Origin of the sequence: Solimonas terrae (assembly GCF_011067135.1) — a bacterium.
GTDB lineage: Bacteria > Pseudomonadota > Gammaproteobacteria > Nevskiales > Nevskiaceae > Solimonas > Solimonas terrae.
The window spans coordinates 244,409-267,366 of record NZ_JAAMOW010000008.1; the positions used below are offsets into that span (position 1 = coordinate 244,409).

Consider the following 22,958-nt stretch of genomic DNA (forward strand, 5'->3'; position numbering starts at 1 on the left):
GGGGCATGACGATGGGCAAGGGCAGGCTGGAGGCATTCAGTGACGGCGTGATCGCGATCATCATCACGATCATGGTGCTGGAACTGAAAATCCCGCACGAGGCGACGTTCGGCGCGCTCTCCGAGCTGTGGCCGACCTTGCTCAGTTACGCCCTGAGCTTCGTCTATGTCGGCATCTACTGGAACAACCATCATCACATGCTGCATGCCACCGATGCGGTGACCGGTGGCGTGATGTGGGCGAATCTTCACTTCCTGTTCTGGCTGTCGCTGTTTCCGTTCGTCACCGGCTGGATGGGCGAAAATCATTTCGACAGCGTGCCGACCGCGCTTTACGGCGTCGTGCTGCTGATGGCAGCGCTGGCCTATTTCCTGCTGCAGACGGTGATTGTCCGTTCGCAGGGCGAGCACTCCAGACTGCGGCGGGCACTGGGGCGTGACTTCAAGGGCAAGATTTCACCGGTCCTGTACGCGACCGCGATCGCGCTGGCATTCGTGCAGCGCTGGATCGCGGATCTCATTTACGTGGCTGTGGCAATGATGTGGCTCGTCCCGGACCGCCGGATCGAGTCGAGACTAAAGGCATGAGCAAGCGCGATTATTACGACGTCCTTGGTGTCACCAGGCAGGTTGGCGACGACGAGCTGAAGAAGGCCTATCGCAAGCTGGCGATGAAGTACCACCCGGACCGCAATCCCGGTGATCACAAGGCCGAGGAGCATTTCAAGGAAGTCAGCGAGGCCTACGAGGTTCTCACCGACAGTCAGAAGCGAGCGGTCTACGATCAGTATGGCCACGAAGGTCTGAGTCGCAGCGGCGGCGGCGGTTTCGGTGGCGCCGGTGGTTTTGCCGACATCTTCGGCGACGTGTTCTCCGACATTTTCGGCGGCGGCGGTGGCGGTCGTTCGGGGCCGCGTCGCGGGGCCGATCTGCGCTTCATCATGGAGCTGACGCTGGAGCAGGCGGTGTTCGGCTCCACCGAAAACATCGGCATCCCGACCTGGGACGAGTGCGAGAGCTGTCACGGCTACGGCACCGCCGACGGCAAGAAGGCGCCGGGCTGCCAGACCTGCCACGGTTCCGGCCAGGTGCGCGTGCAGCAGGGCTTCTTCGTGTTGCAGCAGACCTGCCCGAAATGCCGCGGCAGCGGCACGCTGGTCGGCGACGCCTGCCGCAGCTGCCGTGGCGCCGGCAAGACACGGCGCGACAAGACCCTGGAGGTCAAGGTGCCGCCGGGTGTCGATACCGGTGATCGCATTCGACTGACCGGCGAAGGCGAGCCGGGTGACCAGAACGCGCCGAACGGCGATCTGTACGTCCAGATCAACGTCAAGCCACACGAAATCTTCGAGCGCGACGGCAATGATCTGCACTGCTCGGTGCCGATTTCGGTGGTCACCGCGGCGCTCGGCGGCCCGCTCGAGGTGCCGACGCTGGACGGCAAGATCGAGATCGAAGTGCCGGAAGGTTCGCAGAGCGGCAAGCAGTTCCGCCTGCGTGGCCGCGGGGTGCGTTCGGTGCGCACGTCCGGCCCCGGCGATCTGTATTGCACGGTATTCGTCGAAACCCCGGTACGCCTGAACAAGGCGCAGAAGGAATTGCTCAAGCAGTTCGGCGAAACCCTGGACAAGGACAACAAGCATCATCCGGAAGCGTCGAGCTGGCTCGGCAAGGCCAAGAAGTTCTTCGACGATCTGACGGCACGATAGCCGTGACGCAAAACCGGAAGGCCGCGCGTCAGGGCGGTCTTCCGGTTACGGCTGCACGATCAGCCGCGGTGCAGCGAGTTGTACAGCGCAACGTATTCCTGCGTGACGCGATGGCTGCGATCAAGGTAGATCATCGGCTTGTGTAGTTCGTGCGATTCCTTGACACGCACCGAGCTCGACAGGGTCTGTTCCAGCACCGGTTTGCCTTCGTCTCGCAATTCATCGATCAGCCGCGTCGGCAGCTTGGAGCGCGACGAGAATTGGTTGGCGACGATACCTTCGATGCACAACTCGTCGTTGTGATCGGCACGCAGTTCCTCGATGTTTGCCAGCAGGGTGTAGAGCGCCTGACGCGCGAATTCGTCACAGTCGAACGGGATCAGCACACCGTCGGCGGCGATCAGCGCGGAGCGCGCATAGAAATTCAGCGCCGGCGGCGTATCGATGAATACCGCGTCATAGCCCTTGAGCTTGCGCAGTGCGTCGCGGAACTTGTAGATCTTCTGCTTGGCTTCGAGCTTGATCGACAGCTCTTCGAGGCGCGGGTCGGCGGCCACCACGTCGAGGTTCTCGAACGGCGTATTGGTCACGTAGGTCACGAACGGCGCGGGTGCCAGCGAGAACGACAGCGTCGATTCGAAGAAATCAGCAATGGTCCGGTCGGTGTGCGCGGCGCGCTCGCCGAGCAGGTATTGCGTGGCATTGCCTTGCGTATCGAGGTCGATGACCAGCGTGCGCAGGCCGTTGGCCGCCGCGATGGCCGCAAGATTGCAGACGATCGTCGTTTTGCCGACGCCGCCCTTCTGATTGAACACCACGCGCTTCATGAAACCTCCGTTGCCCACGCGAACCACCCCGAAATCAGACAGCATCCATCGTGCCAGCCGGCCGACGGTGGCAGAATGCTAGCCCAAGCCCGGCAGCGGCGAAGTGGCCGCGCCGCCAAAACGAGTGCAGCATGCCGGGCCGCCATTTCTTCCACGTGAAATCCTCCATGAACGTTCTGGTTACCGGCGCGACGTCCGGCTTCGGCGCAGCGATTGCCCGCCGTTTCATCACCGAAGGCCACCGAGTTGTGGCCACTGGCCGGCGCCGGGAGCGTCTGGAGGCGCTGGCTGCCGAGTGTGGCGAACGCCTGCACGCGGTCGCACTCGATGTCCGAGATCGCGCAGCGGTCGAGGCCATGCTGAGCGGCCTGCTGCCGGCGTTCGCGGCGATCGACGTGCTGGTCAACAACGCCGGTCTTGCGCTCGGTCTGAAAGCGGCCCACGAGACCGACATGGCCGATTGGGAGCGGATGGTGGACACCAACATCAAGGGCCTGATGTACGTCACGCGCGCCGTCACGCCGGGTATGGTCGAGCGTGGTCGCGGCCATGTCATCAATCTCGGTTCGGTCGCCGGCGAATGGCCGTATCCGGGCGGCAACGTCTACGGCGGCACCAAGGCCTTTGTCCGCCAGTTCTCGTTGAACCTGCGCGCCGACCTGGTCGGGCGCGGCGTGCGGGTCAGCAACATCGAGCCGGGCATGGCGGAAACCGAATTCTCGCTGGTGCGCTACAGCGGCGATGCCGACAAGGCGGCATCGATCTACGCCGGCACCACGCCGCTGAGCGCGGACGATATCGCCGAGACCGTTTACTGGATCGCGACGCGGCCGGCGCACGTCAACATCAACACGATCTCGCTGATGCCGGAATGCCAGGCCTTCTCGGCATTCACCGTCAAACGCAGCAGCTGAGCTTCTGAAGCGCCGGCGCTCGGCGCCATGCGCAAGCTGGTCAGTTCCCGTTCAGGATTGCCTTCGCAGGCTGCTGGCTCGCCAGACCCTGCCATGCACAGGGTCTCTCGTGGCGCTGTTCGGAGGGGACACGATGCGGCCCGTTTCATTGCTCGCTGCGCTTGCGGCGGTTTGCCTGCTGTCGGTGATCGTGGCGGCGCAGGCCGCCGTCACGCCTGAAGAGAATGTCGTGGTCTTTGCCCGGACGATCACCGACCAGAACATCAATCGACGCATCGTCTATCTGCGGCCGCGGGTCCTGCCGGCGCAGGCGCCGCCGGCCTTCCTGTTGCTGCCGTATCGTGGCGGCGCCGCCGACGACATGGCGGATCTGGTTCATGCAGCGCGCCTGGTCCGCAAGTACGGCACCTGGGTGATCGTTCCGGAAGCCTTCAATGGCTACTGGAACTACAAGATGCTGCTGGGCTCGCTGACTACGCCGGACGACGTCAAGTTTCTCGATCATGTGATCGACGATGCGATCGCCACTTACGGCATCGACGCGCACCGCATCTACATGGGCGGGTATTCCGGCGGCGCGATGATGACGATCCGCTATGCCTGCGAGGTGCCGGGTCGCATCGCCGGTGGCGCCCTGGTGGGGGCTCAGATGATCACGACCCTGGCTGGAAAATGCGACACCAGCGCGCCGCCGGCGATGATGTTCATCAACGGCGATGAGGATCCGGTCGGCGCCTACGACGGCAGTTCGACGCTGATGTCGGCACCGGCGAGCGCGGCGTTCTGGGCGCAGGCCAACGGCTGCAATGCGACCCCGCAGCGCGAGGCCTTGCCGGATGTCGTTGACGACGGCACGCAAACCGTTGTCGATCGCTATTCGGGCTGCACAAGCGGCGAGGCGGTACGGCTGTACTCGGTGCTTGGTGGCGGGCACACCTGGCCCGGGACGGTCGATTTCTCGCCGTCCCTGGGACGAACCAGTCAGGACTTCGATGCCAGCGATGCGTTCATGCAGTTCCTGTTGCAGTTCTCACGCTGATAGGAGCCGACGATGACGCGCTTCTTCCCGAGTCTGGTATTGCTTTTCGCGCTGTCGGCTTGTGGCAATGCGGCTGCCGCACAAGGCAAGCTCGCCACGCTTTCGGCGTCGCCGCTGGCAAGCGGTCCGTCATTTCGCGTCAACAGCTACGTCGATCGCGATCAGCAGCGCCCCTCCGTGGCGCGCGCCCCGGATGGCAGTTTTGTCGTGGCCTGGGACAGCGATGGCGAGGACGGCAGTGTCGATGGCGTCTACGCGCGTCGCTATGACGCGCAGGGCGTGGCTCGTGGCGACGAGTTTCGCGTCAATGTCGTCACCCGCAACCGGCAATATGCGCCGCGGGTCGCAATGGATGGCAGTGGCGGGTTTGTCGTCGTCTGGCTCAGCAACAGTCAGGACGCGCTCGGCCTCGAAATCTACGCGCGGCGTTTTGACGCCAGCGGCACGCCGCTCGGCGGCGAGTTCCGGGTCGACACCACCGGTCATCCCGCGTATTCGCAGTTCGATGTGGCCATGGCCGGCGACGGCCGCTTCGTCGTCACCTGGATCGATCGCTTCAACATCCTCAGCCTGTCCGCGCTGCAGCAGCAGACGCTGAACGCGCAGCGCTACGCCAGCGACGGCAGCCCGGTCGGCTCGGTGATCACCGTCTACCAGACCGATCTGTACGCGGTGCGCACGCCAACGGTGACGATGAACGACAGCGGTGCATTCGTTGTGGCCTGGTACATAGGCCCGGGCAGCATCTGGGCGCATCGTTACAGCGCCAGCGGTCAGTCGCTGGGGCTCGGCGGCTTTCGCGTCAGCCCGGTGAATCCGCAGGTTGTCGTCGACCGTCCACAGATCAGCAGCAATGCAGCGGGTGAATTCGCCATTGCCTGGGAGACCTCCGGCGCCAGCGACCTCGCCGATACCGGCGTCTACGTGCGCCGCTATGCGGCCAATGGCGCGGCCGCTACGGCGGCAACGCCGGTCGACAGTCATCTGCTGCGCAACCCGGAGATCGCAGTGTCCGGCAGCAGCTTCGTCGTGACCGCGCAAAGCGACGCGATCTACGCGCAGTGCGTCGGCGGTGCCGGCCCCGGCGGCGCAGCGTTCCGGGTCGATGACTCGGCGACGCCGTACACGCCATTGTTTGCGTCGGTCGGCAGCGACGGCAGCGGCAATCTGGTCTTTGCCTGGCAGAACCTGAGCGCCGATGGCGACCGGTCACGTGATGTCTATGCGCGCCTGCTGGGGCCATGCCAGCCCTGAGGATTCGTCACGGCGGTGGCGTCGGTGCGATGGCCGTGGTGCAGCTTCCCGCGGCGTTACCCGGAGCGTCTGCGCGGCCAGGCGACGTCGTGGCATCGGCCGCGATGCGGATTGGATTGCCGAACGACTGCCCTGACGGGATTTATGATGCGGGTGGCCAGAGGCTGCTGCTTGCGCGAATCATGCGAGCGTTGCGGCGCTGGTAGACGGCATTGTTGTGGGCGACGCGGCTGCAGGTTTCGCTCAGATTGGTCTTGTACAGACGCAATTCGGCGCCCGAGGCACCGAGCGCGCGATGCATTTCGTAGGCGAAAAGGTCGCGTTCCAGCCAGATGCGGCGCGCCGGTTCGGTTGCCGCCGCCACGCTCCGGCATGAACTGACGAGGTCGGTGTCTTCGGCGGCTTGTGCCTGCGCGCTGCCGGCGAGGCTGCAAAGTACGAGCAGCAGTGCTCGTGTTGTCGACAAACGCAAAACAAATCTCTCTTGATCTGAGGGCGGATCGCAGCTGCACCCGAACGGTTCGGAATCGAGTGGCGGTACGCTTCATTGCGTGCTGCATCAGATGTTCAGCAGCATTCGTGCCATCAATCCACGGTGTGCTCGCAGGCGCAACGCCTGGTCGCGTTGCCGGATCCCCGCATGAAACAAGGCCCGCAGAGCGGGCCTTGTTTCTGCGCGATCGGCGATCGGACTCAGGCCGCCATCTGTCGCAGCATGTACTGCAGCACGCCGCCGTGGGCGTAGTACTCCCATTCCTTCGGCGTGTTGATGCGGACCTTGGCCTTGAACTCGACGCTCTTGCCGTCGGCCTTCTTCGCCGTGACCTTGAGCTCGGTCGCACCCTGTTCGAGGCCCTCGAAGTCGAAGACTTCCGTGCCGTCGAGGCCCAGGCTCTGTGCGCTCTGGCCGTCGACGAAGTTCAGCGGCAGCACGCCCATGCCGACGAGGTTCGAGCGGTGGATGCGCTCGAAGCTCTCCGAGATGACCGCCTTGACGCCGAGCAGGATCGTGCCCTTGGCCGCCCAGTCGCGCGACGAGCCGGTGCCGTATTCCTTGCCGGCCAGCACGACCAGCGGCGTGCCCTCGGCCTGGTACTTCATCGCCACGTCGTAGATCGGCTCGACCGGACCGGCGCTGCCGTTGATGTGGCGCGAGACGCCACCTTCGACACCCGGCGTCATCGCGTTCTTGATGCGCGTGTTGGCAAAGGTGCCGCGCATCATGATCTCGTGGTTGCCGCGGCGCGAACCGAAGCTGTTGAAGTCGGCCTTCTTGACGCCATGCGCTTCGAGGAACTTGCCGGCCGGACCGTCCTTCTTGATGTCGCCGGCGGGCGAGATGTGGTCGGTCGTGATCGAGTCGCCGAACACGGCGAGCACGCGCGCATTCTTGATCGGCTGCACGCCCGGCGGCGTCATCGTCATGCCCGCGAAGTACGGCGGATTGGCGATGTACGTCGACTTCGAATCCCAGGGGTAGGTTTCCGATTTCGCGACCTTGATGCCCTGCCAGCGCGCGTCACCCTTGAGCACATCGCTGTAGCTGCTCTTGAACAGGTCCGCGGTGACGGCCTTCGCGATCACTTCCTGGATTTCGGCGTTGGTCGGCCAGATGTCCTTGAGGAACACGTCCTTGCCGTCCTTGGACTTGCCGATCGGCTCCGACGTCAGGTCGATGTCGGTGGTGCCGGCGATTGCGTGGGCGACGACCAGCGGCGGCGAGGCCAGGTAGTTCATGCGCACGTCCTGGTGGACGCGGCCTTCGAAGTTGCGGTTGCCCGACAGCACGGCGGACACGCTGAGCTTGTTGTCCTGGATGGCCTTGCCGATCGGCTCGTTGAGCGGGCCGGAGTTGCCGATGCAGGTCGTGCAGCCGTAGGCGACGACGTTGTAGCCGAGGTACTCGAGATCCTCGATCAGACCGGCCTTCTTCAGATACTCGGTGACTGCCTTCGATCCCGGTGCCAGCGAGGTCTTGACCCAGGGCTTGGACTTCAGGCCGAGCGCGCGCGCCTTGCGGGCGAGCAGACCGGCGCCGATCAGCACGGCCGGGTTCGAGGTGTTGGTGCACGAGGTGATCGCCGCGATCACCACCGCGCCGTCCTTGAGCTCGTAGGTCTGGCCCATGTCGGTGACCGTCGCCGGGCCGGCCGACGGACGCAGTTTCTGCTCGCCTTCAAAAGCCTTGCGGAAATTGGCCTTGACGTCGGACAGCAGCACGCGATCCTGCGGGCGCTTCGGGCCGGCCATCGACGGCTTGATGCTGCCGAGGTCGAGGTTCAGCACGTCGGTGTATTCGGCCTCCGGTGCGTCCGGCGTCCACCACATGCCCTGCGCCTGCGCGTAGGTCTTGACGATCGCGACCTGCTCGTCGCTGCGACCGGTCAGGCGCAGGTAATTGAGGGTTTCCTCGTCGATCGGGAAGATGCCGCAGGTCGCGCCGTATTCCGGCGCCATGTTGGCGATGGTGTTGCGGTCGGACGCCGACAGGTTGGCGATCGCCGGGCCGAAGAATTCGACGAACTTCTCGACGACGCCGCGCTTGCGCAGCATTTCGGTGACGGTCAGCACGAGATCGGTCGCGGTCGCGCCTTCGGCGAGCTTGCCGGTGACGCGCACGCCGATCACTTCCGGAATCAGCATCGACGACGGCTGGCCGAGCATCGCGGCCTCGGCCTCGATGCCGCCGACGCCCCAGCCCAGCACGCCGATGCCGTTGACCATGGTCGTGTGGCTGTCGGTGCCGAAGCAGCTGTCGGGGTACAGCGTGCCGTCATCGTTCTCGAAGACGACGCGTGCGAGATATTCGATGTTGACCTGATGGACGATGCCGGTATCCGGCGGCACGGCCTTGAAGTTCTTCAGCGCTTCCTGGCCCCAGCGCAGGAAGGTGTAGCGTTCCTCGTTGCGCTGGAATTCGACCTTGGCGTTGAGATCAAGCGCTTCCTTGGAACCGTAGTGGTCGATCATCACCGAGTGGTCGATGACCAGCTCGACCGGGCATAGCGGGTTGACCTTGCCCATGTCGCCACCGAGGTTCTTCATCGCGTCGCGCATCGCCGCAAGATCGACGACGCAGGGCACGCCGGTGAAGTCCTGCAGGATCACGCGCGCCGGCGTGAAGTTGATGTCCTTGTTCGGCAGCTGCTTGAGGTTGGCGCCGGCCAGGGCTTCGATGTCGGCCTTGGTCGTGTTGACGCCGTCTTCCCAGCGCAGCAGGTTCTCGAGCAGGATCTTGTGCGAGTAGGGGATGCCCGCAAGCTTGAACTTCGGTTCGAGGGCCTTGAGGCTGTAATAGCTGTAGGACTTGGAACCGACGGTGAGCGTGGACTTGGCTTTGAAGCTGTCCGTCATGGCGAAAAACTCCTGCTGGGGACGATGGCGTGGAGGGCGGCGCTCGCGATTCGCGATCGAAAGCGCTTGATTCGGGGGCGTTCCGGCAATGGCGGCCGAAAACGGCGCCGAATTATAGCAAACGGCCGCCACGAACTGGCCGGATTTGCCTGTTTTTTCGCCGTTTTGCGCGGTGTTTCCGAGGCCGCCTTCAGTCGCGGTCGAGGGTCGATTCGATTTCGCCGCCGCCGAGACATTCGTGCCCGGCATACAGCACGACGTACTGACCGGCGACCGCCGCGCGCTGCGGCGTGGCAAACGCGACATGCACGCGGCCATCGTCGCACACGTCCGCCGTGCAGTCCTGCAGATTCTGGCGATGGCGGATGCGCGCCATCAGGGGCTCTCCGGCGCTCACCTTGCGGCCGATCCAGTGAAACGGCGCGGCCGTGAGGATGCCGCGGCTCATCAGCAGCGGATGCTCGCTGTCCTGCGCCGCGACCAGGCGATTGCGCCCCGCATCCTTGGCAATCACGAACCACGGCGCCTCGCGGGCGTCGCGCACGCCGCCGATGCCCAGGCCGCGTCGCTGGCCGAGCGTGTAATACATCAGGCCCTGATGGCGGCCGATCACGCGGCCGCGATCATCGACGATGTCGCCGGGATCCGGTTTCAGGTAAGTGGACAGGAATTCGCGGAATTCGCGTTCGCCGATGAAGCAGATGCCGGTCGAATCCTTCTTGCGGTGCACCGGCAGACCGGCGCGCGTCGCGATCGTGCGCACCTCGGGCTTGGTCAGCTCGCCCAATGGAAACAGCACGCGCGCGAGCTGCGCCTGCTCGACCGCGGCCAGAAAATAAGTCTGGTCCTTGTTGTCGTCGGCGGCACGCAGCAGGTGCGCGCCGTCGTCGCGATGTTCGATCCTGGCGTAGTGACCGGTCGCGATGAAATCGGCACCAAGTCGCAAGGCATGCTCGCGAAATGGCGCGAACTTCACCTCGCGATTGCACAGCACGTCGGGGTTTGGCGTCTTGCCCGCCGCGTAGTCGGCTAGAAAGCGGGCGAATACGCGTTCGCGATACTCGCGCGAGAAGTCGACGCGATGCAGGGGAATATCGAGCTCGTCACAGACCGCGCGCGCATCCTGGAAATCATCGGCCGACGTGCAATAGGCCTGTTCGTCCTCGGCCCAGTTGACCATGAACAAACCGGAAACACGGTAGCCCTGCTCCTTGAGCAGGTATGCCGTGACCGACGAATCCACGCCGCCGGACAGGCCCACGATCACATGCGGCGCGGCCACGGCCCGTTACCGCGCCGCGCGTGGCGGATTCAGGTGCGTGATCACGTCCAGCGGCAGGCGGCGGCCGGCGAGGTAGTCGTCGACACAGCGCAGGACCATCGGGCTGCGATGGCGTTCGCGAGCGGCGAGCAGCTCGTCGCGCGACAGCCACAGCGCGCGTTCGATCCCGTCGTCGAGCACATGATCCGGGCGCTCCCGCAGCGCATCGGCGACAAAGGCGATGCGCAGGAAGCCGTAGTCGAGGTCCAGCGGCTCGTGGTGGTAGATGCCGAGCAGGTGCATCGGCTGCACATCCCAGCCGGTTTCCTCGAGCGCCTCGCGGACCGCTCCTTCGATCAGGGTCTCGCCGCGCTCCCAGTGGCCGGCGGGCTGGTTGAGCATCGGGGCCCCGCTGATGCGTTCCTCGACGATCAGGAACCGGCCTTCGCGTTCGACGACGCTGGCGACGACGATGTGCGGCGGCTCGCCTGCGCTCACGGCAGCTTGCCCTCGCGACGCAGATGGTAGTAACCCTGCGGATCGGGGCTGCCCAGCGAGCGCAGCAGATTCATCACCAGCGGCGGCGCGTCGCCCCGCGGCCGCAATTGCAGATGCAGCTCATAGGACCGATCGGGTTTGGCGCGCGCATCGCCGTTGACGTCGAGCGAGCCGCCGAGGGTGTGGACGAGCGCGATGATGTCGTTGCCGTCGGGCTTGATGTCGGCCTGATAGTCGCCGAGTACGACCGGGTCGCGTGCCAGCGTCCAGGCCAGCCCCTGGATGCGCAGCGAGCCTTCGGCGTCGGTCGGCCAGTTGCCGAGCATCTTGAGCCGCGACAGCTCGAGGCTGGCCTGTCCGTCGAGCGGCGCGAACGGCTGGCCGAAAGCGCCGAGCAGGGCTTTCAGATTGCTCGCGATGCGCAGGTCGCGGGCGCGAACGACGCCGAAGCCCTTGCTGAGGTGGCCGGCCATCAGGGTCGCACCGCTGCTCTCGAAGTCGACCCCGAGCCGTGCCAGCAGCAGCTCGCCGAGGCCCAGTTTCCAATGCAGTTTCTCGACCAGCGGCCGACCGCCGACCATCACAGCAGCGGCGCTGCCGTCGCGCAGGTTGCCGTCGACACCGGCCAGCGTCACGGTGTCGCCGAGTCTGGGTTTGATCCAGCCATAGACCGTCGCCGCCGGCGCCAGCAGCAGCAGACTGAAAACGAAGGTAAGCGTGCCGGCCAGCACGTAGAGGGTGCGCATGCGCATCAGCGGCTCAAGGTGAAACGGGCGTTGACCAGGCCCGGTGCCGAGCCCTGCTCGATTTCGGTGCTGCTGACCTGGATGCCGTAGTGCGCCTGCAGTTCCGCCAGCCAGCGCAGGCAGTTGCTGAACGGCACGTCTTCGAGCCAGACCTTGACCTCGCGTTCACCGCTGCCTTCCGGCTGGATGCGCGTCGGTGCCTTGCCCAGCGTGCCGCCGCGGCTGCTTTGATCGACCACCGACAGCAGCGCCGCACTGCGATTGACGCTGCTGCCGCTCTGCCCCTGCAGCAGACTCGCGGCGGTTTCGATGCGCGTGGCCAGCGCCCGCGAGGCCTGCAACGCGTCGGCGTTGCGCTGATGTGACCTGACCAGCGGCTCCCAGATGGCGAGGTACAGGACGAGCACGGCGAGCACGGCAGCGCCGCTCAGCACGATCACGCGCTCGCGCGGCTGCAGCTGCTGGAACGCGCCAGCGACGCGGACCTGGAATTGTTCGATCGCGGGATTCATGCGGGAGACAGGCGGACGCGGATTTGTACGCCGTCGGCACCGGCGTTGGCGGAGTCGACACTGAACTGGGCGCCGCGTGCCTCTGCGAACCAGTTCTTGAGGCGATCGAGCAATTCGAGGTTGGTGGCCGTCAGGCCGGCGAACAGCACGCCGTCGCGGAACTGCAGGGTCTTGACCTGCAGGCCGGGCACCGCGGCGAGGGCCTGGGTCAGCACATCGAGCAGGCTCATGAACTGGCCGCCGCCGGTGGTCTGCAAGGCCTTCAGCTGCTGGTCGAGCTGTGATGACAGATCGACGATGCGGGTCTCGCCCGGAAAGATCTGCTGATAGCGTGTCACGTTCGCCGCGTCCTGCGCGGTCACGGCGCGCTGCAGGCGGACAGCGTCGATACCGTGCAGCAGCAGTGACAGGCCGATCGCCGCACCGGCCAGCGTTGCCGCCATGCGCCAGGGCGCAAACCAGCGCAGGCGATTGCGCTTCGGCGAGTAGCGTCCCTGCAGCAGATCGATGGTGTCGGCGATACGCAGTTGCTGAAGCAGGGCTTCGAGCGCGCTGTTGAAGCCGTGACGCGGTTCCACCGGCCAGCCGAGCCGGCTGAGATCGACCGCCGCGCCGCGCGGCACGACGATGCCGAGGGTCTTGTGCTTTTCCGGATCGGCCAGTTCCAGGCAGAACGGCAGATCGTCGAACTGGCAGACGAAGCCGGCACCCTGTGCGCTGCGTACCAGCACCTGATCGCCGTCGATCAGCGCCGTGCAATGCGTGGCGTCCGGTACCTGCAGCGCCAGCACGTCCGGGATCATCGCGTCGGCATGAATGCCGGTTTCGTCGAGCAGCGCCAGCCAGGCCTGCAGGCGGCTCTGCGAGACGATCGCCAGCGGCCAGCGTTGGTCGGCCTGCCGCGCGCCCAGTGCGAAGTGCAGGGTATCGACATCTTCGGCGAGCTGTTCTTCGAGCACGAACGGCGCGGCCTGCAGCACCTTGGCGGCCTGACGTGCCGGTACCTGCACGGTTGCCAGCCGTACGTCGGCAGACGGCACCAGCACGATCACGCGCCGCGGGCCGATCCGGGTGCTCAGCGTTTCGAGCAGCGCGTGGCCGACGACGAACGACGCGATCGCGTCGGCGCGGGCGATGCAGTACTCGACGGGCTCGGCCGGGTCTGCCGAGCGCAGGCGAATGTAGAGGGTTTCGCGCATTTATTCGGTAAAGGTGCTGCGTCCGTAGACCAGCGGCGTGCCACTGCCGGGACGATAATAGAAACTATACAGCTGCACCCGGCCACTGCCTATGTAAGCCTCGACCTGCAGCTCGAAAAATTCGCTGCCGGTACCCATCAGCTCCTGCGGGTCGGTGGCGCCGAAGACCTTGCGCGCATTGAACAGCTCGTCGATCTTCTCGGCCGGTTTCTGCAGCCGATCTTCGAGGAACTGGTCGAGTTCGGCGCCGGGGTTCGGCGTCAGCGCGCGCATCAGCAGCGGCGAAGCCGTATTGACGTTGATCGTCGTGCCGATTTTCGGCAGCGCGCACAGATACGGCGCCAGCTTGCCGTACAGCACCGGTGTAACGCCCTTGACCGCGAGCAATTCGCTGACCGATGCCATCGGCCGGTTCGGCACGCGCCGCGCCGGGTCCATGCCGAGGTAGTCCGAATCCTCGGCGCCATCGCTGCCGGTCGGCTGACTGTCGCTGTCGATGTAGTCGCGGATCGCGTCGGCGATGGCATGGGCTTGATATTCGTCACCTTCGGTCGCCAGCCCGAACAGACGCGTGAACACCGCCAGTTCATGCTCGTATCGCTGCGGATTGGTGTCGGCAAGGTTGTTGAGGTTGAACCGCCCTTGCAGGTCGCTGACGCCGCCGCGCAGCCCGCCTTCGTCGACCGGCAGAAAGTCGACCGGCATCGCCCAGATATCGCGCAGCGAGTCGTATTTGTTCATTTCGGCGTCGCGCTGCAGGATCGTGCGGACCCAGGATTCGACGCCGTCGGCATACCACCAGGCCAGTTCGGATTCCTGTAGGTTCTGCGTGCGGTGGATCGCCAGGTTGGCGGACGACAGCACGGCGGCGGCCGCGATCGCCGCCAGCGCGACGATCAGGATGGCCGTGATCAGGGCAACGCCGTTCTGCCTGCGCTTCATGGCGGCGGTGTCGGTGGCTGGTCCGCGCTGCTCGTGCCCGGTCCGACCGTCAGCGGGTCCAGTCCCAGGCGAAAGACGAAGCGCAGCTCGCCGAGGTCCGTGGTCGTGATGCGGATCTCGATGCCCAGCGGCGGTGGCACGCTGGCGGTGGGCGAGGTCGATGCCGCTGTCTGCAGCGTCGGCCAGCGGGTCTGCCATTCCCGCTGCGCATCCATGAAGCGCCAGCGCAGATCGGTGACATCCTGCAGCAGCACGACATCGACGGCGGGCGTGTCCTGTGCGCGGTCGAGAATCCGCCAGCTGCTGCGGTGCAGGGCCTTGTCGTCAAGCCGGTAGGCGACGCGTTCCAGCGTCGAGCGTGGCTGCGACAACGGATTGCGCCAGCCGCCGCGCGTGAATTCCACGGCGGCATTGTCGGCGCCGAGCAGGCCCGGCTGCAGATCGCCGTAGTTGTCGCGGATCGGCCGGTCGCGAACCTGCTGGAAATCGTCGCGCAGGCGGATATAGGCCTTCTGCAGTTCGGCGATGCGTTGCTGCGAGAGTTCGACGCGCGCGCGCGTGTTGAGCACGGCATCGAGCCCGCCGTAGGCGAGCAGGGCGAAGATCGCGAAGATCGCGACGACGATGATGATTTCGAGCAGCGTGAAACCCCGCTGCGGCAGTCGGCGATCGTGCCGGCGCATCATTTGCGGCCGGAGTCGGCGAGAAACGCCGACAGTTTGACTAGCGCGGCTTCGCGCGCGGCGGAGGTTTTGCCGTGGGCCGCTTCCGGCGCCAGCACTCGAACGTCGACACGGCGCAGGTGCTCGTCCCCCGTTTTCTGGACTTCAAGCTCCCATTTCCAGCTTGCGCCGGCCATCTCCGTTTCGCCGTTCGACTTGCCGACGTCCGGCCATTCGCGCTGCAATTCCAGTTCCGCCAGACGGTCATGCGCGACCCAGACGGCGATGGTTTTCTCGCGCAGATACGCGGCGTTGTCGACGAAGCGCGCCATGCCGGCAATGATGGCGCCCATCGCGATCGCGACGATGGCGACCGCGACCAGGATCTCGATCAGGGTGAATCCGCGCTGCCGGCTCGGGATATTCATCGCTGATCGTCGAGTGCCGTCAGCTTGCTGCGACCGAGATTGTCGACCTCGAGACGATAGACCGACGCGACGCCGGGAGCCGAAACGTCGACGCTGAGCGCGGTTGCTTCGCCGCTGGACAGAAACATCGCCTGCGGCTTCAGTGCGATCTGGTCCTTGTCGTCGTCTTTCTTGCCGTCATCCCTCTGGTCCTTGCCGCGGTCGCCGTCGTCCTTCTTGTCGGCCGACTTGGCGGCTTCGGCTTCCTTGAGTGCTGCCTTGCCGGCAGCGACCAGCTCGGCGAGCGGTGTCGGTGGCACGCTGCGACCTTCGACACGCAGTTCCATCGTGATCGGCGCCTTCAACTCGCGCGGTCGCAATGGCCCGGTCGTGATCGGCGCCCAACGCCCCTCTGGGCTGGTCGTCACGAACGCATAGCCGCCGTCGGTATGGATGAAGCCGATTTCCATGCCATGCATTTCCGCATCTTCACCAGCCATCGCGAACAGCGCCTGCAGGCGCTGCGCCTCGGTCTCGACACGGTCGGACAGCACGCGGCCGCTGATCGACAGGCTCGCGAAGGTGACGATGATGCCGATGATGAAGACCACCACCATCACTTCGATCAGCGTGAAACCACGCTGAGAACCGGCCCGCAAAGCTACTGCGCTCGGCATTTCGGGGCCGTCCGGTGCTCGGAATGCTCATGCAGGGACATATGCACTGCGCTGCCTGTGCTCCGGGCAGCCCCGAGCGACCTTCGCTCGCGACGCTTCGAGAACAGGTCCCAGATGCATGCGCCCGGCGCTGCGCGATCGCCGCGCCATGTCGGCGATCGCGACATGTGGTCTACGACGCCAGATCCCAGTTGCCGATGTCGGCGTCCATGCCCTCGCCACCGGGCTTGCCGTCGCGGCCGTACGAGAAGATGTCGATCTCGCCCTTGCTGCCCGGGCTCAGGTACTGGTAGGCGTTGCCCCAGGGGTCCTTCGGCAGCGACTGGATATAGCCACCCGGCTTGTAGTTCTTCGGCTCCGGATCGCCGCTGGGCTTGGCGACCAGCGCTTCCAGGCCCTGCTGGGTCGACGGATAGTTGAAGTTGTCGAGCTTGTACAGCGACAGCGAGGACTCCAGCACGCGGATGTCCTGCTTGGCCTTGGTGACGCGGGCCTCATCCGGCTTGTCCATGATCTTCGGCACGACCACGGCGGCGAGGATGCCGAGAATGACGACCACCACCATGATTTCGATCAGGGTGAAGCCCGCCTGCTGCTGGCGACGCGCGCGATTTGTGTTCATTGGAGATAATGTCGACTTCAGAAAAAGAGAGAGGCGGATCCGCCTTTCGCGATGATAACAAACTCGATTCGTCAGGCCCGTGATGTCTGGACCTGGCCGCTGCTGCTGATGTTGACCCTGCTGATCGCCGAATGGTTCGGTGACGCCGGGCGTTCGGCGCTGGCGTTCGACCACGCGCTGATCGCCGACGGTCAGTGGTGGCGGCTGATCACCTGCAGTTACGTGCATCTGGGCTGGTATCACCTGATGCTCAACGAGATCGGCCTGTTCGTGCTCGTGCTGCTCTGCCCGCAACCGCTGCCGGGACGGATCTGGCTGCTGCGCCTGTTCGTGGTCTCGCTCGGCATGGGCCTGTGCCTGTTTTTCTTCGTGCCGGACTTGAGCCGCTATGTCGGCATGTCCGGCGTCATTCACGGCCTGTTCGTGCTCGGCCTGCTGCCGCAGGCCTTGAAGCGCGACTGGATCGCGATCGCTTGCCTGGTCTACCTGCTCGGCAAGCTCGGCTACGAAATCATTACCGGTGCGCCGGTCTCCGATGCCAAGGCCATCGGCGGACACGTCGTTACCGAAGCGCATCTCTATGGCGCGATCATCGCTTTCGTTTACGGTCTGGCGTTCGGTACTTTCACGGGACGTGAAATACCGCTGCCGGCCGCGGCTTCCACCACCGAAAACAACTGAAAAATGTCCCAGATCCAATACGCAATGCTGTTTCCCGGCCAGGGCTCGCAAGCCGTCGGCATGCTGTCCGGTCACGCCGATCCCATCGTTCGTGCCACCTTCGACGAAGCCTCGCAGGCGCTCGGCTGGGATCTCACGGCGCTGGTCGCCGACGGTCCGCTGGAATCTCTCAATCAGACCGCACGCACGCAGCCGGCCCTGCTGGCTGCGGGCATCGCCGTCTGGCGTCTGTGGCAGGCACGCGAACTGCCGCCGCCGGTCGCGCTGGCCGGTCACAGCCTCGGCGAGTACACGGCCCTGGTCGCCGCTGGTGCGCTCGCGTTCGACGATGCACTGAAGCTGGTCGAACTGCGTGGCCAGCTGATGCAGTCTGCCGTGCCGGAGGGCGTCGGCGGCATGGCCGCCGTGGTCGGCCTGGACGATGCCGCGGTCGAGGCATTCTGCGGCGACTATCCCGGCGATGGCGTGCTCGAGCCGGCCAACTACAACGCACCGGGCCAGGTCGTGATCGCCGGCAATGTGCCGGCGCTGGAATGGCTGGAAGGCGAGGGCAAGGCGCGCGGTGCGCGCATGATCGTGCGCTTGCCGATGTCGGTACCCTCGCACTGTTCGCTGTTGCGCGGTGCGGCCGACCGGCTCGCCGAACGCCTTGCGCAGACTGCCATTCACAAACCTGCAATCGGCATTCGCCACAATCTCGACGGTCGGCCGCGCGGCGATGCGGACGGCATACGCCGGGCGCTGCATGAACAGCTGTTCCGGCCGGTGCGCTGGTCGGCGACGGTCACGCAGCTTCGCGAGGAAGGCGTCACCACGTTTTTCGAGTGCGGACCGGGCAAGGTGCTGGTCGGGCTGAACAAGCGCATCGCCAAGGATCTGACTTCGATCGCGCTCGAGGATGGCGATGGCATGGGCAAAGCGCAGGTAGCTGTCAAGGCTTGACGCCATTGCGTGGCGACCGGCTAAATGCGCGGCATACAGCCCCGATCGCCATAAAGCTGCCGGACCCCGCGAAACCCGCGCGCGTTGCGGCCAACTAGAGCTCAGCGAGACCCGATGACTGATCCGACACCTGCACCATCCGCGGCGGCTCTGCCGCGAGAGGTAGCCTTGATTACCGGCGCCAGCCGCGGCATCGGCAAGGCCATTGCACTGCGCCTGGCGCGCGACGGCGCCAAGGTCTACGGCACCGCCACCAGCGAGGCCGGCGCCGCGAAGATTTCCGAAATGCTCGCACCGTACGGCGGTGAAGGCCGCATGCTGAATGTCCGCGATGCTGCTGCGGTCGATGCGCTGCTCGGCACGCTCGGCACGCTGAGCATCCTCGTCAACAACGCCGGCGTCACTCGCGACACGCTGATGCTGCGCATGAAGGACGAAGACTGGGCCGAGGTCATCGACACCGATCTGACGTCCGTGTTCCGCCTGTCGCGCGCGGTACTGCGCGGCATGATGAAGGCGCGCCATGGGCGCATCATCAGCATCGGCTCGGTGGTCGGCAGCATGGGCAATCCGGGGCAGGCCAACTACTGTGCGGCCAAGGCCGGACTGATCGGCTTCTCGAAGTCGCTGGCCCAGGAAATCGGCTCGCGCGGCATTACCGTCAATGTCGTCGCGCCGGGCTTCATCGATACCGACATGACGCAGGCGCTGAGCGAAGAGGTGCGCAAGGCGCTGATGGATCGCGTGCCGGTGCAGCGTCTTGGTGCGCCGGACGACATTGCGGCCGCCGTGGCGTTTCTTGCATCGCGCGAGGCCGGTTACGTGACCGGCACGACCCTGCACGTCAACGGCGGCCTGTACATGGACTGATGCACGCCGAATTCCCGTCCGGTCGCCGCGATGGCGCCCGGGCGGGACAATAAGGCACTGAATTTGCTTTCCTTATCGTTGGTGCTGTGCCCCTAACGGCGTTTGTCTACAATACGCCGGCTTTCTACATCGACAACACGTGGTTCCCAGGAGTAATGCATGAGTACGTTGGAAGAGAAGGTCAAGAAGATCATTGCTGAGCAGCTGTCGGTCAGCGAAGATCAGATCACCCCGGATGCTTCATTCGTCGAGGATCTCGGTGCCGACTCCCTGGACACGGTCGAGCTGGTGATGGCGCTCGAGGAAGAATTCGAAATCGACATTCCGGACGAGGAAGCCGAAAAGATCGTGACGTTCAAGGACGTGCTGACCTACATCAAGGCGCACGCGCCGCAGCAGGGCTGAAGCGAACCCATCCCCCGTCAATCAGGTATTGCTGATGAGCCGTAGGCGCGTCGTCGTCACCGGCCTGGGAATCGTGTCCCCTGTGGGTAACGATATCGCCACGGCCTGGAGCAACATCCTTGCGGGCAAGTCCGGTATCGGGCCGATCACGTATTTCGACGTGTCGGCCTATACCACCCGGTTCGGTGGCATGGTCAAGGACTTCGACGCCGGCCAATGGCTGAGCGTCAAGGACGTCAAGCGCACCGATCCGTTCATTCATTACGGCGTTGCCGCAGCCAAGCAGGCGGTGGCCGACGCCGGTATCACTGTTACCGACGACAACCGCGATCGCATCGGCATCTGCGTCGGCGCGGGTATCGGTGGCATCGGCACGATCGCCGAGGAATGCCGCGCGCTGCACAACAGCGGCCCGAAGCGCGTTTCGCCGTTCTTCGTGCCGAGCTCGATCATCAACATGATCTCGGGCTATATCTCCATCGATCTCGGCATCACCGGCCCGAATCTGGCGGTCGTGTCGGCCTGCACCACGAGCACGCACGCGATCGGTCTGGGCGCGCGCATGATCCAGGCTGGCGACGCCGACATGTTCATCGTCGGCGGTGCGGAAGCCGGCTCGGCACCGGCCGGCCTGGCGGGGTTCTGCCAGGCGAGGGCGCTGTCGACCCGCAATGACGATCCGGAAAAGGCCAGCCGTCCCTGGGACAAGGACCGCGACGGTTTCGTGCTCGGAGACGGTGCCGGGGTCCTGATGATCGAGGATCTGGAGCACGCGCAGAAGCGCGGCGCGACGATCCACGCCGAACTGATCGGTTTCGGCATGTCGGGCGATGCGTACCACATCACCTTGCCGGGCAACAACGGTGCGCGCCGCAGCATGCAGAACACCTTGCGCGATGCCGGCATCAATCCCGATCAGGTCGATTACGTCAATGCGCACGCGACCTCGACCAATGCCGGCGACGTCGGCGAGTCGAACGCGATCAAGGAAACCTTCGGCGATCACGCCTACAGGCTGTCGGTCAGCTCGACCAAGTCGATGACCGGACACCTGCTCGGCGCGGCCGGCGGCATCGAGGCGATCTTCTCGGTGCTGGCACTGCGCGACCAGATCGTGCCGCCGACGATCAATCTCGACAACCCGGACGAGGGTTGCGATCTCGACTACACGCCGCACAAGGCCAGGGAGCGCAAGCTCGATATCGTGCTGTCCAATTCCTTCGGATTTGGCGGCACCAACGGCAGCGTCGCGTTCAAGCGTTTCCTCTAGCAGCCGACAGCGCCATGTGGCGCGCCGAACTGCCGCAAGCCGTGGACCTGCTGGCGCTGCATCGCCAGCATCCACGGCTTTTTCCTTTCCTGCTGCAGAGCGTCGCCCGTCATCCGCATTCCGGGCGCTGGGACATCCTGTTCGCATTTCCCGAGGCCGAGCTGTCGCTCGCCGACGGCGTGCTGCGTTCCACGCAGCCCGGACTCGCCGAAGCCCCGGATTTTTTTGCCGCGCTCGATCAGTGGTGCGCGCGGGAGACGCCGGCAGCTCGCGACCAGCTGCCGTTCTGCGGCGGCTGGTTTTTCTATCTGGGCTATGAAACGGCGCAACAGGTCGAGCCGACGCTGTGCCTGCCACGCGCGCCGTTCAATTTGCCGGACGCGCTGGCCGTGCGCTGCCCGGCGGCGATCGTCTACGACCGCGAGCGGCAGTGCTGCCACGCCATTGCCGAGCGCGATGCGGCACAGCTCGATCGCCTGTTGTCGCTGGCCCGCGACGTTGCCGCGAACGATGTCGTCAGTGTTTCCTGCGACGAGATCGTCGAGGAAGCGGCGCCGCGCTACCTGGCCGGTGTCGAGCGCATCCTCGACTACTTGCACGCCGGTGACGTTTTTCAGGTCAATCTTTCGCGACGCTGGCGTGCGCGACTGGATGCGCGTTGCGATGCGGTCGACCTCTATGCGCAATTGCAGACCCGCAATCCGGCGCCCTTTGCCGGCCTGATGCGTTGGGGCGATGCTGCCGTCATCAGTTCATCGCCGGAGCGTCTGCTGCAGATCGACGGACGCATTGCGCAGACCCGGCCGATCGCGGGTACGCGGCGTCGTGGTCATGACGCCGGCGAAGACGAGCGCCTGCGTTCTGTGCTGCGCGAAGACCTCAAGGAGCGCGCCGAGCATGTCATGCTGCTCGACCTCGAACGCAATGATCTGGGCCGGGTCTGCAAGCCCGGCTCGATTGCCGTCGACGAGCTGATGACGCTGGAGAGCTACGCGCACGTGCATCACATCGTCTCGAATGTGCGCGGTGAGCTGCGCGACGGCATCGGTCCGGGCGCTGCGCTGCGCGCCGTGTTTCCCGGCGGTACCATCACCGGCTGTCCGAAGGTGCGCGTCATGCAGATCATTGCCGAACTCGAAGGCGAGGGCCGCGGCCCGTACACCGGCGCGTTCGGCTACCTGTCGCGCGATGGCCGGCTCGACAGCAACATCCTGATCCGCAGCATGGTCTGGCAGGCCGGCGAAGTGTCGTTTCGTGCCGGAGCCGGCATCGTCGCCGACTCGCAGCCGCAGGCCGAGCTGCTGGAAACCCGCGCCAAGGCGCGTGGTCTGCTGCTGGCGCTGAACGCGGAATCATGAGCGTTCTGATCGACGGTCTGCGCGTCGACCGGATCGCGGCGGACAGCCGCGGCCTGGCCTACGGCGACGGCGTATTCCGCACGCTGCTGGTACATGCCGGCGCGGTTGTCCACATCGACGATCACCTGGCGGCGCTGGCCGCCGATGCGGCGCGGCTTGAACTGGAAATGCCGGACGCCGCGTTGTGGCAGGCCGAGTCGCTGCAGCTCTGCGCCGGGCAGGCCTGGGCGGTACTCAAGTGGCTGCTGGTGCGGCGCAGCCTCGGCCGCGGCTATCGCGCCGCCACGCGTGCCGCGCAGCGCATCGTGCAGCTGGCACCGCTGCCGGCACCGGTGTCGCCGCGACCGGCGGCGGTCGCGGCCATCAGCGACTTCCGCCTGGCCGTGCAGCCGGCGCTGGCCGGCATCAAGCATCTCAATCGCCTCGAACAGGTATGGGCGGCGCGCGATTTGCGCGACGGCCTCGACGAACTGCTGATGTGCGATCATGACGGCCATCTGGTCGGTGGTCTGCGCAGCAATCTGTTCGCGGTGCGCGACGGTCGCCTGCTGACCCCGGCTGTCGATCGCTGCGGCGTGGCGGGTACGTTGCGCGCACGCGTGATGCGACTGGCGGCACAGCTCGGCATTGACTGCGACATCGTCCGCGAGCCGCCGTCGCGGCTGACGGGTTGCAGCGAGCTGTTCGTGACCAACGCGCTGATCGGGATCTGGCCCTTGTGCAGGCTCGACGAGCGCGAACTCGGTGCCCCGGGCCCGGTCACCGCGCGGCTGGCCCGCGAACTCGGCCATCCATTTTCGCTTTGATACG

Annotated in this window: 25 protein-coding genes; 12 read left to right on the plus strand and 13 right to left on the minus strand. The window is 65.4% G+C overall.

Features of this window, described 5'->3' with window-relative positions:
- The first annotated feature begins 11 nt into the window (after positions 1 to 11).
- A complete protein-coding gene (locus G7Y85_RS16100) occupies positions 12 to 587 on the plus strand; it encodes a TMEM175 family protein (RefSeq protein WP_166259494.1) in 576 nt (191 codons plus the stop codon).
- Complete coding sequence (dnaJ, locus tag G7Y85_RS16105; RefSeq protein ID WP_166259497.1) at positions 584 to 1,708, plus strand: molecular chaperone DnaJ; 1,125 nt, start codon at positions 584 to 586, stop codon at positions 1,706 to 1,708. The genes G7Y85_RS16100 and dnaJ overlap by 4 nt, the downstream gene beginning before the upstream one ends.
- A gap of 59 nt (positions 1,709 to 1,767) precedes the next feature.
- Here dnaJ and G7Y85_RS16110 read toward each other — a convergent pair whose 3' ends face one another.
- Positions 1,768 to 2,535 carry a ParA family protein gene (locus tag G7Y85_RS16110; protein WP_166259500.1) on the minus strand — a complete coding sequence of 256 codons (768 nt, stop codon included), beginning with the start codon at positions 2,533 to 2,535 and terminating at the stop codon, positions 1,768 to 1,770.
- Positions 2,536 to 2,702: 167 nt separating this feature from the next.
- On the opposite strand from G7Y85_RS16110, the gene G7Y85_RS16115 reads away from it, so the two are divergent.
- The 3 genes from G7Y85_RS16115 (at position 2,703) to G7Y85_RS16125 (ending at position 5,742) form a co-directional block, all read left to right on the plus strand.
- On the plus strand, positions 2,703 to 3,449 hold the full coding sequence (locus G7Y85_RS16115) for an SDR family oxidoreductase (RefSeq protein WP_166259503.1): 747 nt from the start codon (positions 2,703 to 2,705) through the stop codon (positions 3,447 to 3,449).
- A gap of 133 nt (positions 3,450 to 3,582) precedes the next feature.
- On the plus strand, positions 3,583 to 4,488 hold the full coding sequence (locus G7Y85_RS16120) for a CE1 family esterase (protein ID WP_166259506.1): 906 nt from the start codon (positions 3,583 to 3,585) through the stop codon (positions 4,486 to 4,488).
- Positions 4,489 to 4,500: 12 nt separating this feature from the next.
- Positions 4,501 to 5,742: a hypothetical protein gene (locus G7Y85_RS16125; RefSeq protein ID WP_166259509.1), complete on the plus strand. Its 1,242-nt coding sequence runs from the start codon at positions 4,501 to 4,503 to the stop codon at positions 5,740 to 5,742.
- 142 nt (positions 5,743 to 5,884) lie between these two features.
- Here the strand turns inward: G7Y85_RS16125 and G7Y85_RS16130 are convergent, their stop codons facing one another.
- The 12 genes from G7Y85_RS16130 to gspG form a co-directional block, all read right to left on the minus strand.
- Positions 5,885 to 6,208, minus strand: coding sequence for a hypothetical protein (locus G7Y85_RS16130; protein ID WP_166259512.1), 324 nt, complete (start codon positions 6,206 to 6,208; stop codon positions 5,885 to 5,887).
- 227 nt (positions 6,209 to 6,435) lie between these two features.
- A complete protein-coding gene (gene acnA, locus G7Y85_RS16135) occupies positions 6,436 to 9,096 on the minus strand; it encodes an aconitate hydratase AcnA (protein ID WP_166259515.1) in 2,661 nt (886 codons plus the stop codon).
- A gap of 190 nt (positions 9,097 to 9,286) precedes the next feature.
- Positions 9,287 to 10,378 carry a tRNA 2-thiouridine(34) synthase MnmA gene (gene mnmA, locus G7Y85_RS16140; RefSeq protein WP_166259519.1) on the minus strand — a complete coding sequence of 364 codons (1,092 nt, stop codon included), beginning with the start codon at positions 10,376 to 10,378 and terminating at the stop codon, positions 9,287 to 9,289.
- A 6-nt stretch (positions 10,379 to 10,384) separates the two neighbouring features.
- Entirely contained in the window at positions 10,385 to 10,855 is a 471-nt protein-coding gene (locus tag G7Y85_RS16145; protein ID WP_166259522.1) for an NUDIX hydrolase, read from the minus strand.
- A complete protein-coding gene (locus G7Y85_RS16150; RefSeq protein ID WP_166259525.1) occupies positions 10,852 to 11,607 on the minus strand; it encodes a type II secretion system protein N in 756 nt (251 codons plus the stop codon). Before G7Y85_RS16150 ends, G7Y85_RS16145 begins: the two co-directional genes overlap by 4 nt.
- Positions 11,607 to 12,113: a type II secretion system protein M gene (locus tag G7Y85_RS16155; protein WP_166259528.1), complete on the minus strand. Its 507-nt coding sequence runs from the start codon at positions 12,111 to 12,113 to the stop codon at positions 11,607 to 11,609. Before G7Y85_RS16155 ends, G7Y85_RS16150 begins: the two co-directional genes overlap by 1 nt.
- On the minus strand, positions 12,110 to 13,312 hold the full coding sequence (gspL, locus tag G7Y85_RS16160; RefSeq protein ID WP_166259531.1) for a type II secretion system protein GspL: 1,203 nt from the start codon (positions 13,310 to 13,312) through the stop codon (positions 12,110 to 12,112). Before gspL ends, G7Y85_RS16155 begins: the two co-directional genes overlap by 4 nt.
- Positions 13,313 to 14,254: a type II secretion system minor pseudopilin GspK gene (gspK, locus tag G7Y85_RS16165; protein WP_166259534.1), complete on the minus strand. Its 942-nt coding sequence runs from the start codon at positions 14,252 to 14,254 to the stop codon at positions 13,313 to 13,315. It abuts the gene before it with no gap.
- On the minus strand, positions 14,251 to 14,940 hold the full coding sequence (gene gspJ / locus G7Y85_RS16170) for a type II secretion system minor pseudopilin GspJ (protein WP_241696212.1): 690 nt from the start codon (positions 14,938 to 14,940) through the stop codon (positions 14,251 to 14,253). Before gspJ ends, gspK begins: the two co-directional genes overlap by 4 nt.
- Positions 14,937 to 15,344, minus strand: coding sequence for a type II secretion system minor pseudopilin GspI (gene gspI / locus G7Y85_RS16175; RefSeq protein ID WP_194241210.1), 408 nt, complete (start codon positions 15,342 to 15,344; stop codon positions 14,937 to 14,939). The genes gspJ and gspI overlap by 4 nt, the downstream gene beginning before the upstream one ends.
- A complete protein-coding gene (locus tag G7Y85_RS16180) occupies positions 15,341 to 15,982 on the minus strand; it encodes a prepilin-type N-terminal cleavage/methylation domain-containing protein (protein ID WP_166259537.1) in 642 nt (213 codons plus the stop codon). The genes gspI and G7Y85_RS16180 overlap by 4 nt, the downstream gene beginning before the upstream one ends.
- Positions 15,983 to 16,172: 190 nt before the next feature.
- Positions 16,173 to 16,622 carry a type II secretion system major pseudopilin GspG gene (gspG, locus tag G7Y85_RS16185; RefSeq protein ID WP_166259540.1) on the minus strand — a complete coding sequence of 150 codons (450 nt, stop codon included), beginning with the start codon at positions 16,620 to 16,622 and terminating at the stop codon, positions 16,173 to 16,175.
- A 51-nt stretch (positions 16,623 to 16,673) separates the two neighbouring features.
- Between gspG and rrtA the strand changes: the two genes are divergently transcribed.
- The 7 genes from rrtA to pabC all read left to right on the plus strand — a co-directional run bounded on the left by rrtA (position 16,674) and on the right by pabC (position 22,954).
- A complete protein-coding gene (rrtA, locus tag G7Y85_RS16190) occupies positions 16,674 to 17,303 on the plus strand; it encodes a rhombosortase (protein ID WP_241696213.1) in 630 nt (209 codons plus the stop codon).
- Positions 17,304 to 17,306: 3 nt separating this feature from the next.
- Complete coding sequence (fabD, locus tag G7Y85_RS16195) at positions 17,307 to 18,245, plus strand: ACP S-malonyltransferase (RefSeq protein WP_166259543.1); 939 nt, start codon at positions 17,307 to 17,309, stop codon at positions 18,243 to 18,245.
- A 114-nt stretch (positions 18,246 to 18,359) separates the two neighbouring features.
- On the plus strand, positions 18,360 to 19,115 hold the full coding sequence (gene fabG, locus G7Y85_RS16200) for a 3-oxoacyl-ACP reductase FabG (RefSeq protein ID WP_166259546.1): 756 nt from the start codon (positions 18,360 to 18,362) through the stop codon (positions 19,113 to 19,115).
- 159 nt (positions 19,116 to 19,274) lie between these two features.
- Positions 19,275 to 19,520, plus strand: a complete 246-nt coding sequence (acpP, locus tag G7Y85_RS16205; protein WP_166259549.1) for an acyl carrier protein — start codon at positions 19,275 to 19,277, stop codon at positions 19,518 to 19,520.
- Positions 19,521 to 19,554: 34 nt separating this feature from the next.
- Complete coding sequence (gene fabF / locus G7Y85_RS16210; RefSeq protein ID WP_166259552.1) at positions 19,555 to 20,790, plus strand: beta-ketoacyl-ACP synthase II; 1,236 nt, start codon at positions 19,555 to 19,557, stop codon at positions 20,788 to 20,790.
- 14 nt (positions 20,791 to 20,804) lie between these two features.
- Entirely contained in the window at positions 20,805 to 22,148 is a 1,344-nt protein-coding gene (locus G7Y85_RS16215) for an aminodeoxychorismate synthase component I (RefSeq protein WP_166259555.1), read from the plus strand.
- Positions 22,145 to 22,954, plus strand: a complete 810-nt coding sequence (gene pabC, locus G7Y85_RS16220) for an aminodeoxychorismate lyase (RefSeq protein ID WP_166259558.1) — start codon at positions 22,145 to 22,147, stop codon at positions 22,952 to 22,954. Before G7Y85_RS16215 ends, pabC begins: the two co-directional genes overlap by 4 nt.
- The last annotated feature ends 4 nt before the right edge of the window (positions 22,955 to 22,958 follow it).

Bases quoted from the DNA above. Each gene is read 5' to 3' on its own strand.
- G7Y85_RS16100 (WP_166259494.1), top strand. From the start codon at position 12: ATGGGCAAGGGCAGGCTGGAGGCATTCAGTGACGGCGTGATCGCGATC.
- dnaJ (WP_166259497.1), top strand. From the start codon at position 584: ATGAGCAAGCGCGATTATTACGACGTCCTTGGTGTCACCAGGCAGGTT.
- G7Y85_RS16110 (WP_166259500.1), bottom strand. From the start codon at position 2,535: ATGAAGCGCGTGGTGTTCAATCAGAAGGGCGGCGTCGGCAAAACGACG.
- G7Y85_RS16115 (WP_166259503.1), top strand. From the start codon at position 2,703: ATGAACGTTCTGGTTACCGGCGCGACGTCCGGCTTCGGCGCAGCGATT.
- G7Y85_RS16120 (WP_166259506.1), top strand. From the start codon at position 3,583: ATGCGGCCCGTTTCATTGCTCGCTGCGCTTGCGGCGGTTTGCCTGCTG.
- G7Y85_RS16125 (WP_166259509.1), top strand. From the start codon at position 4,501: ATGACGCGCTTCTTCCCGAGTCTGGTATTGCTTTTCGCGCTGTCGGCT.
- acnA (WP_166259515.1), bottom strand. From the start codon at position 9,096: ATGACGGACAGCTTCAAAGCCAAGTCCACGCTCACCGTCGGTTCCAAG.
- G7Y85_RS16150 (WP_166259525.1), bottom strand. From the start codon at position 11,607: ATGCGCATGCGCACCCTCTACGTGCTGGCCGGCACGCTTACCTTCGTT.
- G7Y85_RS16155 (WP_166259528.1), bottom strand. From the start codon at position 12,113: ATGAATCCCGCGATCGAACAATTCCAGGTCCGCGTCGCTGGCGCGTTC.
- gspL (WP_166259531.1), bottom strand. From the start codon at position 13,312: ATGCGCGAAACCCTCTACATTCGCCTGCGCTCGGCAGACCCGGCCGAG.
- gspK (WP_166259534.1), bottom strand. From the start codon at position 14,254: ATGAAGCGCAGGCAGAACGGCGTTGCCCTGATCACGGCCATCCTGATC.
- gspJ (WP_241696212.1), bottom strand. From the start codon at position 14,940: ATGATGCGCCGGCACGATCGCCGACTGCCGCAGCGGGGTTTCACGCTG.
- gspI (WP_194241210.1), bottom strand. From the start codon at position 15,344: ATGAATATCCCGAGCCGGCAGCGCGGATTCACCCTGATCGAGATCCTG.
- gspG (WP_166259540.1), bottom strand. From the start codon at position 16,622: ATGAACACAAATCGCGCGCGTCGCCAGCAGCAGGCGGGCTTCACCCTG.
- rrtA (WP_241696213.1), top strand. From the start codon at position 16,674: ATGATAACAAACTCGATTCGTCAGGCCCGTGATGTCTGGACCTGGCCG.
- fabD (WP_166259543.1), top strand. From the start codon at position 17,307: ATGTCCCAGATCCAATACGCAATGCTGTTTCCCGGCCAGGGCTCGCAA.
- fabG (WP_166259546.1), top strand. From the start codon at position 18,360: ATGACTGATCCGACACCTGCACCATCCGCGGCGGCTCTGCCGCGAGAG.
- acpP (WP_166259549.1), top strand. From the start codon at position 19,275: ATGAGTACGTTGGAAGAGAAGGTCAAGAAGATCATTGCTGAGCAGCTG.
- fabF (WP_166259552.1), top strand. From the start codon at position 19,555: ATGAGCCGTAGGCGCGTCGTCGTCACCGGCCTGGGAATCGTGTCCCCT.
- G7Y85_RS16215 (WP_166259555.1), top strand. From the start codon at position 20,805: ATGTGGCGCGCCGAACTGCCGCAAGCCGTGGACCTGCTGGCGCTGCAT.
- pabC (WP_166259558.1), top strand. From the start codon at position 22,145: ATGAGCGTTCTGATCGACGGTCTGCGCGTCGACCGGATCGCGGCGGAC.